The organism is Paenibacillus sanfengchensis (assembly GCF_036864765.1).
GTDB classification, from domain to species: domain Bacteria; phylum Bacillota; class Bacilli; order Paenibacillales; family Paenibacillaceae; genus Fontibacillus; species Fontibacillus sanfengchensis.
In genome coordinates this window covers 24391-38306 of record NZ_JBAGJC010000013.1, presented here as the reverse complement: position 1 = coordinate 38306, position 13916 = coordinate 24391, and the positions used below count along the sequence as shown (strand labels likewise).

The window sequence follows — 13916 nt, the reverse complement described above, 5'->3', positions numbered from 1 at the left end:
TACCTATGTCCCAAGTTGAACAAGAGGTGTATCAAGGGGCCGGATTTCATATCCAATTTCCCTATCCCATTGTGGCAGTTCGCTATCTTCACGTAGATCGCCAATTTAACGAACACACCCAATGCAATTTATCCATTATTATGACTGAAGAACATGCGATGTTGTGTTTGGAAAAGGGGAGCATGCGGGATACGGTTCATATTCGCAGAAAAAACCCGGAGGGGACCGAGTACTGGTTCTCGGGTGGAATAGCGGCAGTCGATATGGATGTGGAAGATGGGATATGGCATGTTTCCGTTAAGGCAATTTCACGTACATATGATATGGATCATCAACGGATGAGTCGATCTTATCAAAACAAAAATTTAACGTATACCTCCTTGATCAAACAACTCGTTGCCCCTTATAAAGACGGGGATGCGATGAACGAGGCTACCGATCCGGATGCAACGATCGGAAAGCTCCTTGTCCAGTACCAAGAAACCGACTGGCAGTTTATGAAGCGTTTAGCGTCCTTGGTAGGTACGGTAATACTTCCGGATGTGGTATTGGACGCCCCGCGAGTATATTTTGGCGTCCCCGACTTTTCATGGGAGAAGCAGCTCCATGTATACCGATACACCATGACCCAGGATCGGGAGCTCTATTTACAGACTCACGTGGGATACAGTGATGCACGAACAAACTCCGCCGATTACATCAGTTACGAAGTGACGAGCAGTCAGTATGTCCAGGTCGGAGATAACGTTTCATTTAAAGGCCAAATGTGGGTAGTTTACAGTGCGGATATGCGGTATGACCAAGGCATTGTGACGTATGCGTATAAACTTGTACAACGGTCGGGAATACGCAGCCGGGTAAAACATAACCACCGTATACAAGGGGTATCTCTAGGTGGAAAGGTCATTAGCCGCGCCAACAATATGGTGAAGGTTCATCTGGATATCGACGAAGAGCATGATAACGGAGGGAACTGGTGGTTTCCGTATTCATCGGAAGGGAACAATATGTTTCACGCCTTGCCCGAGGAAGGCGCGCGAATTAACGTCTATTTCCCCGGCGGCGAAGAGAAGAAGGCGATTGCGATTAATGCAGTCCGAGGGCGCCACGAGGAAATGAAAGGACGCACTGTATTTCAAAAGCCTACCACAAAAGTGTTCCATGTACCGGGCAATGCCAAGATGGAACTCGGAGAAGATGGCGTATTATTCGAGAAAAATACAGTACGACTTCATTTGAATGCCGATGATATTACCCTGGAATCGGATGAGAACATATTAATCGTGGCGGCCAATGACCTGGAGCTCGGAAGTAAGGATAGGATGCTGGATTATATTAAAATGTACGCGGACTCTATCATTTCAGTTTATGCAGGCAACCAAATGATTGAGGTGATGGAGCATAAGACCAAGATCCGGGCCTCGGAAATTAATATGAATATCACTCCAATGAGCCTGCTCGACATGCTGAATGATCAGGATATTGAAGACTTGTATTTTGAATTATCGCTGATGTGGGATGAAGAGAGACGCTATAAGAAAGAGAAGGAAGAAAAAGAAAGCAAGGATTTGTTTCATATCGAAATGGACAATCGTTCATTAATAGAACAAATATTTGAACCAGAACCTCCTGAGCCTGATCTAAGTGAAGATGAAATTAATGAGGTGAGGGAGCGGGCAAGACAGCAACTACATCAGGATCCCAAAATTAAAGAGACCTCCCGCGCCTGGGTAGAAGAGCAAAGAAAAGAGGCCATCTCTTTCCATTATGGTAAACTTCGCGAGAAGCCGCCCGTGGAGACAAAGAAAAAGTCAAAGAAGGAGAAGGAAAAAGAGCGGGAGGATTATGATGACTTTTACAAATCCTATGTGGAGCAACAGACACGAATTGTGGAGCAACAGAAACAAATTGTGGAGCAACAGAAACAAATCAATGATCCGGCATGGATGGAGCGCCTGACCAATCAGAATCCAGTTCAAGCGTTACAGGAAGAAACGTCGATGCTGCGAGCCATTGGACGAGAGCGAGAAAGACAAGCGGAGAGAATCGCAGAGAGACAAGCAGAAATGAAATCCGGTACGGCAAGCCTTGGCGAACAATTGATGACAGCCATGACGGACTGGTATAATCTGGAGTATACCGTTCCGAAAAAGCCGGATTATTTAAGTAAAGACCAGAGCAAGCCGATTTATTATTCCCGCTATTATATCGAGCAGTTCCTCATTAGTCAGCAAAAGACGGAAGCGAAATGGAACATGGTCTTTGGAGCCATCGCGGTGCTTCTAACAGCCATCCCCACAGGAGGCACATCTGTTTACCTGTTTGTAGTTTTGAACGGGGCCTGGGGTATCGGTCAAATGGCCGTCAGTTCCATAAAGTTGCAGGAATTGGAAAACGGGGAATATAACACACCAGGTCTGGATAGAGCCCAGAAACTTTTGGATACGACAGGGGACGCTTTAGCGGTCATTGACCTTGCATTTATGGCGAAGTCAGCAGGACGGCACGTAATGAACCTAACGGCGGAATCAACAAGAAACGAAATGTTGCGAAATATCAAGAACCCAGCAGTCAGAGCAGGCTTGGACAAGGTGGGCACAAAGCTGCAATGGGTCGATAGTTTTGCGAAAGACCTGAAATTAGGTCTCAACCCAGCCAATTTTGGACGAAGCGGGCTAGAACTAGCCGGGACAGGCGGGCGTGTTACCAGCCAGTTTGCCGATGGACCGCAGGTTTGGTTTAGTAGTGGGAGTGGGGGGACTGGGAAAACTATAAGAGAACAAATGTTAGAATCACCTGCAGCTGAATTGTGGGGGACTCTAGAAGATGGAACTAATCAAGGAGTAAAACACTTTGCTGACTATTGGGAAAAATATCCTGAACGTATTCCGTCAATAGCAGAAAGATTAGGTGTAGATGTATCAGCCTTTGAGAATACAGTAAAAGGCTTTGAAAATTTTACTGAGCAAGTATTAAGAGTAAAAAGAGAAGGTACACTAAGAGAGATTAATGGGAAGGAAATATACTTCTTGGAAGGGGCTGCAAAACCTAAAAAAGGTATTGTAGTTATAATTAAAGATGGAAAATTCCAATCAATGATGCCGAGTGATCCTAAGTCATTTAGCAAACTCGAATAAGAGGAGAACATATGGTGGATAGTTTTGAGGTAAAAGAAATCTGTTCAGAAGGTTATGAGAGATGGATAAAAGTTCTGAGCTTAAGTTCAAATATTATTTACTGGTTACACTTTATAGAACATGATGAATTTTTAGAAAATAAGGAAATCACGAAAAAATTAAATATAGGAGATACTATTAAGGGCAAAATAAAAATTGATTTGGTAACAGAATACAAAATCATAAAAAATATCAGTAATTGTGATTATGGCTTTGTTCAGTCTATTGATGGATCATCAAGCGTTATTGCAACTGGAGTTGTAAAAGAAATAGAAGATAGTTACACAGTAATTTGCAGCATAAATAAATTAGGTAATAATATTGTTGTAGAATTTGAAAGAAAAATTAATGTAGAATTTGGTCAAATTATAGAGATACGAGGCTCACTTGAATTAGAAAGGGAATAAATATGTAGATCTTTGTACATTTTTTTGTCTAGTTTAACGTTACCGCATAATGACTAAATAAATTTAAACTTAATAGCGTTATTTTACAACCTTTATCAAAGGTCAATCATGGTCAGATACCAGATGATTGACCTTTTTTGTTGTCTTCGTTTAGTTATACGCCGCCCCCTCCGTACTGGTCACTGTATGGTTCTGAGAACGCAAGGTTTTCAGGCTTTCTGGAGTATGTGCATAAGAATTGCCTTGGCTCTACGCCCCATACAGATGCTTATATCCGGGCGGTGTGATAATTAAGCAGTAGTTTATTTTTCAAGACGGATAATATCTCCAACATCGTGTATGCCGAGGCAATCAGCAATTTTTTCGATATGTTCACGATTTATTGAGGTTCTCTGGTTGTTACAGATTTCGCTAATTGCTGCAGGTCGGATACCTGTGAGTTCTGAAAGTTGCTTTTGTGTCATCCCACGTTCCTTTAAAATATCACTCAACCGAATAATCAGATGCATAGGACTCCCCCTCTAAAAATTAATCATAGAATAAATCGATATATGACGCAATAATGCGATATTGACATTACGAAAAAACGTAATTATAATATAAACAAAATTACTTAATAACGTTATATCGTAACGATGTATACCGAACGGTACGTACGGTGGTGTGAGAGGTCGGCTACTCAACTAACGGTGAAATTAAATATATAAACGGCTAAGTCCAATTATCATTACAAGGATAAGTTATCATATCAAGCCTCAATGTTAATTGAATGCTGTAGTTATAAGAGTACCCAATTTTATATAGTTTTCCTTGGATCGATTATAAATTCGGGAGGTGAAAAATAAAGAAGCTTGGGTCCCTTCCAAATAATCCGAAACGAAATGTATTACGGAGGGCGGGATCAGGCACAGTGAAACCACCGAGTTATGCCAATAATACTTTTACGAAAAAACGAGGTTTAATCGAACCCTAGAGAGGAAGCAGCGACCCTACCAATGGAATCTCCGTTTTCTCCCGGCAACTTCTGAGAGGCAGTTCGCACATTTAAACTATCAATGTGTAAGTTTTCTTTTTCGGGCGGCGCAATCCATACGAAGGGAAGATAAAAAATGAAAAGTATGTTGGAGGCATTGTACTATGGTGAAATTCGTCCAGAAGAAAATATCGTTCCTACGAATCCCGAGTACCGTAAAATAAGCAGAAGAGTATCTGAGGCCATGGGAATGTGGAAAGGGAAACTATCTGATGATGATTTTAACCAGCTTGAAGCGATGCTCGAGTTACGCAGCCAGTCAGAATCGATGCATGCCACATCTACCTTCATAAATGGATTTCAGCTTGGGGCGTTAATGATGATAGAGATATATGCGGCTAAGGCAGAACTTCTTAATGGATTGGGGTAATTTACGGTAACATGAACTTAGATAGTGTGCGATTTACTAAAAGCTTGTTTCTACTCTGTTTAGTAGGAACAGGCTTTTTTTGTAACTTTTCAGGGGATTAGTTTTGAAAAAAGAGTGATCGCCTGGCTCGTCGTATTTCTTGTCTCAGAGGAAATCCAACAATTGCTGGCAAGATTTGCACCGGATATGAAATCCAAGACCGTTCACATCCTCAATCCGAACACTTACTCACAGGATACCTTTTGCATGTTGGATATACCCGAGATCGATTGTATGTCCTTAACACATTCTGTGATTGAGAAAGGAGTAGTAAAGAAACTGGTTATTAGCGAGAAACATATAGAGAATTACTCCATTTTTAAAGTGAAGGGTCTTATGTTGCCATCTCTGATTGTTCGTCTAGATGTAGCCGAAGCATTAATGCGAACTAGTCTATATGGTTTGGAAATTCAACGCATTTCAACGGAGGGGGATGTAAATAATGAGTGAAGCAACGGGTATGCCGAATACCGGAATATACGGAACTATGTTGAAAAAGGCTGCCATAGCCGAATTATTGAGCAGCGATTGGCGTAAAAGAGAAACTTACATTACTCGTGGAGCTTTTATGTATTGTACGAAGGGCACTCATGAGGAGGTACTGAATCAACTCGAAGTTAACGGGGTGTACGTGAATAAGAATCCGATCATGACTGTGAATGATTGTAAAGTGTCCACTAGCGTTTCCCATGACGCCGACAGTTATCTTGGCGATTATTATGAGGAACCAGGGACGGTGATCGATGGGAACATTCACTCATTTGGTTTTTGCAAAAGCGAATTTCACCCATCAAAAGTGTTTGAAACGACGTTTACCCCAAAAGAAATGTATCGGGAGTTCTCATACAAATTTGAACCGGATCAACCGATATCGGGGACAAATCCCGATCAGAATAACAAGATTTATCCTTGTGTCCCTAAACTTGTCTCCAGTTCCGCCAATCCTATGAAAAGTGGTGCTGCACTAGCGATGGCGGCGGGTGGAGGAGCTGCAGCAGCCGCTATAAGCTCTATCGCAGATGCGATTGAAGCGCGCTGGGAAAACGGGAGTGATACGTTGTTTATTAACGGGGTGCCGGCGTTAACGAGTAAGTCCTGTTTGACTTGTGCGTATGGAGGGAAAATTGGCTTTCTGACAAATGGGATGGACATGCCGCCCTTTGAATTTGTTGAGCACAATTTAAAACAGGGATAGGGCGGTGAGGGTCCATGGGAGAAGAATGGTATCGAGACGACGGCGTCCAACTGCTCTGGCCTTATGAGTTTCAGAGCATCCGAAAATTAAAGGTGATACATAAATTTAATGACCATGCCAGATGTTATTTTACCGTTAAAATGACGGAAGAACACGCCCTTGAGTGCTTACATCAGGGGAGTTTTAAAGATTCTATTATCATCCAAAAGAAAAATGAATCCGGTACAGAGAATTGGTTTGCCGGGGGAATCCAGCATGTGGAGATGGTTGTCGAGGACGGAATTTACTATGTTTTAATCGAAGGTATATCTCGCTCGTATGAGCTTGATCTTCATCCCCAAAGCCGTTCCTTTCAAAATAAAGCGACTACGTATACCCATATAATTAAGCAGTTAGTACAAGGTCATCCAAAAGGTGACGCGAAAAATGAAGCTACCGAACCTGGTGCCGTAATTGGCGAATTCCTCGTCCAGTATCAGGAAACCAATTGGCAGTTCATGAAGCGGTTGGCATCCCGAGTCGGGACGGTCATCCTTCCGGATGTGGTTATGGATGCGCCACGGATTTATTTTGGTGTTCCCGATTTTTCATGGGGAAAAGATATTAAGGCGTATAGCTATACCATGTTGCAGGATATGGGGAGTTACTTGAGTTATCAAGCACAAGCTGCCGGAAATGAATCTCTTCAATTGCTGGAGGTCGATTGCATTCAATACCTTGTAAAGTCCAAGCAACACTATCAAGTTGGGGAGAATGTGGGCTTTAAAGGGCAAGTTTGGGTGATCTATAACTCGAAGATAACGTACGACCAAGGAAGTATTGTATACGAGTATGTATTGGTACAAAGAAAAGCGATACGGCGAAAATCCAAAATGAATCAGGCGGTTCAGGGCCTTGCTTTGGAAGGAACCGTCGTTAGTCGAGCGAATAACATGGTCAGGGTCCATCTGGATATGGATGATGAGTACGATGAATCTGGAAACTGGTGGTTTCCCTATTCTCCCGAAGGAAATAACATCTTTCATAGTTTGCCCGAAGAGGGGGCAAAGGTCAAGGTTTACTTTCCAAGCGGTATCGAGAAGCAGGCGATTGCGATCAACTCATCACGGGGCTCCAATGAAGAGATGATATCGAGGACGGTCTTTCAGAAACCAACGACCAAAGTGTTTCACATACCGGGAAATACTAAGATGGAACTGGGAGAAGATGGCGTATTATTCCACAAGGATACGGTGAAACTCGATCTGGAAGGCGGAAATATTCAGGTTGAGGCTAGTGAGGATCTTCTTATAACCGTAGCTAATAAACTGGAGCTGATTAGTCAGAAGGGGAATGAAACAGAACAGGAGGGGAGTGCTAAAAGCAATACGGCGACCCCTCTACCGAGCTCCATAAAGTTCACGGCAAAACGTGCGCTTATGCTGCAAATCCTTGAGGAGCAATTTATGCTCATCACCGATGCCTTCGTGGCTATACGAAGCAAGAGGATAGATTTTAACAAAGTAGAAATCCCGTTTGTGGAAATGCTGACGGAAGATGAATTGAAGGAATTGTATGTCGATGAGTTAAATAACGATAAGTATGTACATGCAAAAATATATGATGAAAAATGGAAAGAGAAACAAATAGAGCATCATAAAGCGAATAAGGCTGAAGAGTACATCACAGTAAGTAAAGAAGAGATTAAGGAAGCTATAAAGGCGAGAGTGTATGGAAATCCGAATGCGATCAAGGACGCTAAAACCCATCTCGGAAAAATAGACGAAAAGGAGCTGAAAACGAAGTACTTAACTCGCGGACAGCCGGAGGATGCGGCGAAACCTGAAGAGAAAAGCGATGAGGAACTGGCCAAAATAAAAAGTGATTACACCACAAGATATTCACAAACCAACAAACTCATGAGTGCTTCCCATCGTATACAGAACGCCAAGACGGATGAGGAATATAAAGAGGCTTCTAGCCAGTATGCCAAAGTACTGGAGGAAATACAAAAGTCCGGTTTCGGCGGAGATGCTGCGAAAGAAGAAGATCTGAGGCCTGGCGAGTACTTTAGCAAAAACGTCCCGGAAATGATATATTATTCCCGATTTAATTTTGAGCGAATCGTCATTTCTGGCCAATATGGAGGCGTATTCTTCGGGATATTTAGTGGCGTTATAGGAATTATAGCAGTTGCGGCTTCTGTCTTTTCAGCAGGCACATCGATCCTGGCCTGGTCTTTTTTGGTTGGAGACTTCTTGTTATCCGCAGGGCAGCTATATATCAGTTTAGAGAAAATGGATGACCTAGGAAAAGGGTATGGCTATACCGATCCTGGGATAGGCAAAATTACTCAATCCGATCTCGATAATTTCGGTCTATTACTGACAGCAGTGAATCTATCCCTTCTTCTTAAGCACGGTGCAATGAAGACGTTGGATTCCGCAACGGATGCCACTCGGCTAAAGTGGCTGGATGAGGTGGCGCAAAGAGAAGGATGGGATAATGTAGGCAAGGATTTTGCTGATGTAATGGTTGTAGATAATAGGAAAATTAATGGTTTAAGAGCAAGTCCTTATCAAGAATTAACAGAAGAACAAATTAAACTTTTGAAAGAAGAAATTAAAGCTCTTAACGCTGACGAAAGTGTATTTAGATTTAATCAGGGGCGTCAGACAGCATATAATGATAAATACGACTACATTAATGTAAGGGGCGACGTATTACCTGACTTAAATTCTACACATCCTAGAGATTTAATGAGTACGCGAGCGGTTTTAGCTCATGAATATTATGGGCATAGGGCATATAATGGCACTAAGTTGCCACCGGGGAGTTGGAACGATGAATTTAGGGCGAGTTATATGGCGGCTAAAAATGCTCCAAATTTAACTGATGAAGATAGAATCTACCTTCTGTTGGATGCTATTGAAAGAGCAAAAGAAGCTGGGGTAACTATTAAATACAACGATTTTATGAGGAGGATAATCTATGGATATTGATAGAAACGAACCGACACCGGAAGAATATAATGTCTTGTATAGTGCAGTTGATGACTTTTGTGAAAAAGGGAAGACTAATATCGTTTGCCCTCGCTGTGGAAAGAAATTAAGTTTTCAGGGTAACTCCTCCTCCTTTAGGATTTTTTGTGAGGATAAAAAGTGTATTGACCTTACTGAAAGGGGATTATAAGTCAAATTATTTCCAAGCAGCTTTATTCTCATCCGAGGAGGGGCTGCTTGTTCTCTCTTTTACTCCACCATCCTCTTTGTGTTTCCAAAATCTTTATCATGGTGGGAAAACAGGGCCTAAAAGAAGATTTCTTACCAATGATCCAACGAAAGAAGGTGAAGTAGAGTCATCAATTCTATTCTTCTTTCCATACAGATGAAACAACATCTAATCTCGAGAATGTCTATCTACTATATACAAAAGGTAATGTGAATGGAACAATTTCTTTTACTCCTCCATTAACAAAAGTACAAGCCTTTAAGCTAAGAAAGCCAAATCCTAGTAATCCTGATGTCTTCTTCGAGAAGTCGCTTGGTAATGACATAGAAACATAACCTTTGTAAAACCCATACAAAGATTATTTCGCCATTTCGTTTGTACGTACACAAATGCTTGAATTTTATACCCTAAATAATGCTGTACTGCTACATTAGACAGGTCGATTATGGTCAGACACCACCATGATTGACCTGTTTTTTATCTTCGTTTTCTTGCGTTTTTTCAAATTTACTCGCAACTGTAGAGTACGCTGCCCCGATAGGCAGGATAAATAGCAATAAAATCGCATCTTTTAGGATAGACACGTCACTATTAAGGGGACGGATAATGGTGCTAAAACACCAAGAACAGGACCAGAATGGGATGAGTATTTCCGTTCAAGGTTATGGCGATCAGAATGTGGACTGGAAGACTAGTTCTGAATACAAACTATATGGTGAAAAGCATATTCCTTATACACCTAAAATTAAACCAAACGCTGTAATTACAAAGCCCTCATTACCAAAAGGTGGAAAGCCCGGAGGGAACTATGCTAATGAGGGAGGTAACGATCCTCGAGGATTAATAAGGCAAAATGAAGCTGCTAATGTACTTGCAGAACAAGGATATCGTACTATAATGCTTGATGAAGTCCCTAACGGTAAATTTGAAGGAAACGGCTATGGTATTAATCCTAAAAATAGCCCGGACTTCATAATAGAGGGGCAAGTATTTGATTGTTATTCTCCTAAGTCAATTAATTTTACGAACATTCGTAGCACGCTCAGAGATAAAACTACGAATCAAGCTAGAAGAATAGTGTTAAATTTAAATGATTATCCTGTTGAATATAGAACTGAGCTTATTGAGTTTTTATTAAGTCAAACTCACAAGGATTTAAAACATTTAAATGAACTATTAGTCATTGAAGGTCGTCAAGTAACTAGAGCTTACTGGAGGTTTGAATAATATGGATTTTCGTTTATCAATTGGTTCTAATTTGCCTAGAGAAGAATTGGGGAAATTGCTCTACGATATGTTGTGCGAAGTGTTTTTTGTAGAATTAATTGATTATGAGGCAGAAGTATGGGCTAGTTCTTATACAGAACGCATAAATGTCGGTTGCACCTATTTTTCAATGAGTATTGATTTAGATGCTGAGGAAGACTATATTGAATATTTTCGAGAAATGAACCGCGAAGCATATGGTGTAAATACGAATGTTCTTATTAGTATTCAATTTATATCCAGTACGTTTGAGATTGGATGGGTAAAACTACTGGAAGTGATTGGGAAACTATTGCGATTGAACGATCAAGATTTGGTTTTGGAAGATGATGCCCCGGATTCATTACTGAAAAGAATTAAGGGGTCTTTACTTATCAAGGGTAATTTAGATGAATATCAAACATGGCTTATGAGTAAAGAAAATCTATCATTACTTGATTATCCTTATAAAGAAGAAGATTTTTCTAAGTAGGCTTAATTGACTTAATATCCTAAAAAATCCATCAATTTATTTGTACGTACATCAATGTTGGAAATTCAAACCTTAAATATCGCTAAGCGTTTCATTAAACAGGTCGATTGTGGTTAGATATCCCATAATTGACCTGTTATTTATTTTAATCGTGCAGTCAACAGATTATAAAATTTGGAAAATAGACAGGGAAGTTGCAAAAGTGGAAAGTATTGCTGCGCGAATCGTATAGCAGTTTACAAAAAAAGGATCCATAATCTCTTGTCTCGTCGACTGGATCGGAAGGGAACCTATTGATATATCGGAGGACTGATGGTGTCGGGTCTAAGCCGTTCACTTATACATTAAGATTTCCTTTAACGGTAAGTAGAGTCATCCGAACGGCCGACAAGATAATCAAGACTTACGTCGAAATAGTCAGCCAGAGAGCAAGCGATTTCTAAGCTAGGGACTCGCGTCCCTCTTTCCCAATGACTGACAATAGTTCTGTCAACTCCTAAAGAAGAGGCAATGTCTTGCTGTGAGATTGATTTTACACGGCGTAAATTCTTAAAACGCTCCGCAAATATTTCTCGATTAAACATAAAATAGCTCCTTGACTAGTGACATAGAGTCACTGTATACTTAAAACAAGAAATGTGACTTTTGGTCACTGTATAAGATGATACAATGCTGATTAAGGACTAAACATTGTAATTTTTTGAAAATGAATGTTTCTGAGCAAAAGGTGAAGCGACGCATTTTTTTAAAAAATCGCCGGGTCGCCGACTCTTTCTGAGCAACTGCTGGAAAGGTAGACTGCACTTTTAATCTATCATGTGGCCCTCTTTCTTTCAAGGCGTTGCAATCCATACGAAAGGAAGATGAAAATGAAAAGCGTCCTAGAAGCATTGTACGATGGCGAAATTCGGCCTGAAGAAAAAATCGTTCCGACAGATCTCGAGTACCGCAGAATAAGCAAGAAGATATCCGAAGCGATGGAGATGTGGAAAGAAAAACTGTCGGCCGATGATTTTAACCAGCTTGAAGCGATGCTTGATTTGCGTGGTCAGTCTGAGTCGATGTACGCGACAGCTTCCTTTACGAACGGACTTCAGCTTGGAGCATTAATGATGATAGAGATATATGCGGCTAAGGAAGAGCTTCTTAATGGAATGGGGTAATTTACAGTAACATGAACTTAGATAGTTTCGTAATTTACTAAAAGCTTGTTTCTACTCTGTTTAGGAGGAACAGGCTTTTTTTGTCACTTTTCAGGGGGATTAGTTTTGGAAAAAGAGTAATCGCCTAGGCTGAATCAGGAAGAATAAATTCGTTTTATTTTGATAGAATTGAAAAGGATATTCATTCAATCAAGAGTTATATGAACAATTAATAATACGAATATGACGAAGAGCCCATTTGATTTATCTATAATAGGAGAAGGTTCGGAATTTGATTTATATCCATACATGAATTAGAAAGGGGCAAGAAAAATGGAGTACACAATAAAATATAAAAATAATCTTGGAGAATTTATAAGCGAAGAATGTGTTGATAAAAATCAGAGGTATATTAAAGAATACTACTCGAATGAAAATGATCTTATTAAAACAGAACTAATAAGAAATGAAAAGGTAAGAGTTGTAAGATACGAATTTTGAGGAACTTTTAGAAAAGCACTTAAAAATGTATGGGAACACAGCTGCGGATTTTATGGGAGTACACGAAATTACAAATGAAGGGTATAAAGTTAGAGGTCATTTGTATGAAGACGGGGAATTAAGTTTTGTCCGTGAAATTTATTATGATATGATGGGGGACGAAATTAAAGAAGTTACACTGGACTCAAAAAACAATTATGAACCGACAGTGATCGAATACTATGAATATGATAAGAATAAAGAGTTAATTGGACTTACACAAAAAACTATTGATGGAAAGGTTATTGCTCATATAAATTTTGAAAGTTAATAAGCTAGGAAAGGTTATTAAAAAACCACAATGCGAGCTAACCTGCCCGTATTGTGGTATCTTTTTGCCGCAATAGGGTTACTTCATAACTCCAGCTATTTTAAGGTTCGGATGAGTCAGTCTCTTCCACTGATACGATGAGCTGATCCACTGTAATATCGAGAGCCTCACAGATTTGTTCCAAAGTACGAATATAAACTCGATCGACGGAATCGGAACACAGATGGTTAATGGTAGGGTGACGAATTCCCATTCTCCGAGCAAGTTCTCTCTGGGAGATGCCTTTCTCGGCAAGGATTTCCTTTAATCGCAATCTGATTTTCATAGGTACTCCTCCGAAGCGTTTTCATGACAATAATATATCACGATTGTAATTAAAATGCATTGAATGGTAGTCTTAAGAGTACTAAAATAGATAGTGGTAGTTTTAAGAGTATCGGATTATAGATTAGTGCTTCTGAGAATAGCGAATAGCCGGTCATCAGATAGCGAGGAGATGATTAGGGTACAGGAAACAGGAGACCTATTGAACTAAGCAGTTGAGATCCTGATCCGAAGGGAAGATGAAAAGTGAAAAGTATCCTGGAGGCATTTTACTTTGGGGAGATCCGTCCCGAGGAAAGAGGTTGAATACGGAGACAATTCAGTAATCATTGATTACAATATTCTCTTTCTCTATCTTAAGAATGTAGCTGGTGTGTTTCTTCCTCATATATATTGGGCGCAATAATAGAACTGCTCAACAAGATCCTGCAATATAACTAAAGCTGCAATTCTAGCCTTGCTAAATCGAAG

General features: G+C 40.4%; 14 protein-coding genes. 11 read left to right on the top strand and 3 right to left on the bottom strand.

Annotation, left to right across the window (positions count from 1 at the left end; genetic code table 11):
* The first annotated feature begins 5 nt into the window (after positions 1-5).
* Positions 6-3137 (top strand): hypothetical protein, encoded by a 3132-nt coding sequence (locus V4U84_RS21465; RefSeq protein ID WP_334075110.1) that lies wholly within the window; start codon positions 6-8, stop codon positions 3135-3137.
* Positions 3138-3151: 14 nt separating this feature from the next.
* Complete coding sequence (locus V4U84_RS21460) at positions 3152-3583, top strand: hypothetical protein (RefSeq protein WP_334077941.1); 432 nt, start codon at positions 3152-3154, stop codon at positions 3581-3583.
* A gap of 302 nt (positions 3584-3885) precedes the next feature.
* Here V4U84_RS21460 and V4U84_RS21455 read toward each other — a convergent pair whose 3' ends face one another.
* Positions 3886-4092 (bottom strand): helix-turn-helix domain-containing protein, encoded by a 207-nt coding sequence (locus V4U84_RS21455; RefSeq protein ID WP_148456687.1) that lies wholly within the window; start codon positions 4090-4092, stop codon positions 3886-3888.
* 600 nt (positions 4093-4692) lie between these two features.
* Between V4U84_RS21455 and V4U84_RS21450 the strand changes: the two genes are divergently transcribed.
* From V4U84_RS21450 to V4U84_RS21425, 6 genes are all read left to right on the top strand, one after another.
* Complete coding sequence (locus V4U84_RS21450) at positions 4693-4986, top strand: DUF6809 family protein (protein ID WP_334075112.1); 294 nt, start codon at positions 4693-4695, stop codon at positions 4984-4986.
* A 481-nt stretch (positions 4987-5467) separates the two neighbouring features.
* Complete coding sequence (locus V4U84_RS21445; protein WP_334077940.1) at positions 5468-6220, top strand: DUF4280 domain-containing protein; 753 nt, start codon at positions 5468-5470, stop codon at positions 6218-6220.
* A 14-nt stretch (positions 6221-6234) separates the two neighbouring features.
* Entirely contained in the window at positions 6235-9201 is a 2967-nt protein-coding gene (locus V4U84_RS21440; protein WP_334077939.1) for a contractile injection system protein, VgrG/Pvc8 family, read from the top strand.
* Positions 9191-9391 (top strand): hypothetical protein, encoded by a 201-nt coding sequence (locus V4U84_RS21435; protein ID WP_334077938.1) that lies wholly within the window; start codon positions 9191-9193, stop codon positions 9389-9391. Before V4U84_RS21440 ends, V4U84_RS21435 begins: the two co-directional genes overlap by 11 nt.
* 645 nt (positions 9392-10036) lie before the next feature.
* Positions 10037-10657 (top strand): CdiA C-terminal domain-containing protein, encoded by a 621-nt coding sequence (locus V4U84_RS21430; RefSeq protein ID WP_334077937.1) that lies wholly within the window; start codon positions 10037-10039, stop codon positions 10655-10657.
* A 1-nt stretch (position 10658) separates the two neighbouring features.
* Entirely contained in the window at positions 10659-11168 is a 510-nt protein-coding gene (locus tag V4U84_RS21425) for a hypothetical protein (protein WP_334077936.1), read from the top strand.
* Positions 11169-11524: 356 nt separating this feature from the next.
* Here the strand turns inward: V4U84_RS21425 and V4U84_RS21420 are convergent, their stop codons facing one another.
* Positions 11525-11752 (bottom strand): helix-turn-helix domain-containing protein, encoded by a 228-nt coding sequence (locus tag V4U84_RS21420; RefSeq protein WP_334077935.1) that lies wholly within the window; start codon positions 11750-11752, stop codon positions 11525-11527.
* A 285-nt stretch (positions 11753-12037) separates the two neighbouring features.
* Between V4U84_RS21420 and V4U84_RS21415 the strand changes: the two genes are divergently transcribed.
* The 3 genes from V4U84_RS21415 to V4U84_RS21405 all read left to right on the top strand — a co-directional run bounded on the left by V4U84_RS21415 (position 12038) and on the right by V4U84_RS21405 (position 13121).
* Positions 12038-12331, top strand: a complete 294-nt coding sequence (locus V4U84_RS21415) for a DUF6809 family protein (RefSeq protein WP_334077934.1) — start codon at positions 12038-12040, stop codon at positions 12329-12331.
* A 312-nt stretch (positions 12332-12643) separates the two neighbouring features.
* Entirely contained in the window at positions 12644-12811 is a 168-nt protein-coding gene (locus V4U84_RS21410; RefSeq protein ID WP_334077933.1) for a hypothetical protein, read from the top strand.
* A gap of 52 nt (positions 12812-12863) precedes the next feature.
* Positions 12864-13121 carry a hypothetical protein gene (locus V4U84_RS21405; protein ID WP_334077932.1) on the top strand — a complete coding sequence of 86 codons (258 nt, stop codon included), beginning with the start codon at positions 12864-12866 and terminating at the stop codon, positions 13119-13121.
* A gap of 100 nt (positions 13122-13221) precedes the next feature.
* On the opposite strand, the gene V4U84_RS21400 is transcribed toward V4U84_RS21405, so the two are convergent.
* Complete coding sequence (locus V4U84_RS21400) at positions 13222-13446, bottom strand: helix-turn-helix domain-containing protein (RefSeq protein WP_334077931.1); 225 nt, start codon at positions 13444-13446, stop codon at positions 13222-13224.
* Positions 13447-13916 lie beyond the last annotated feature (470 nt).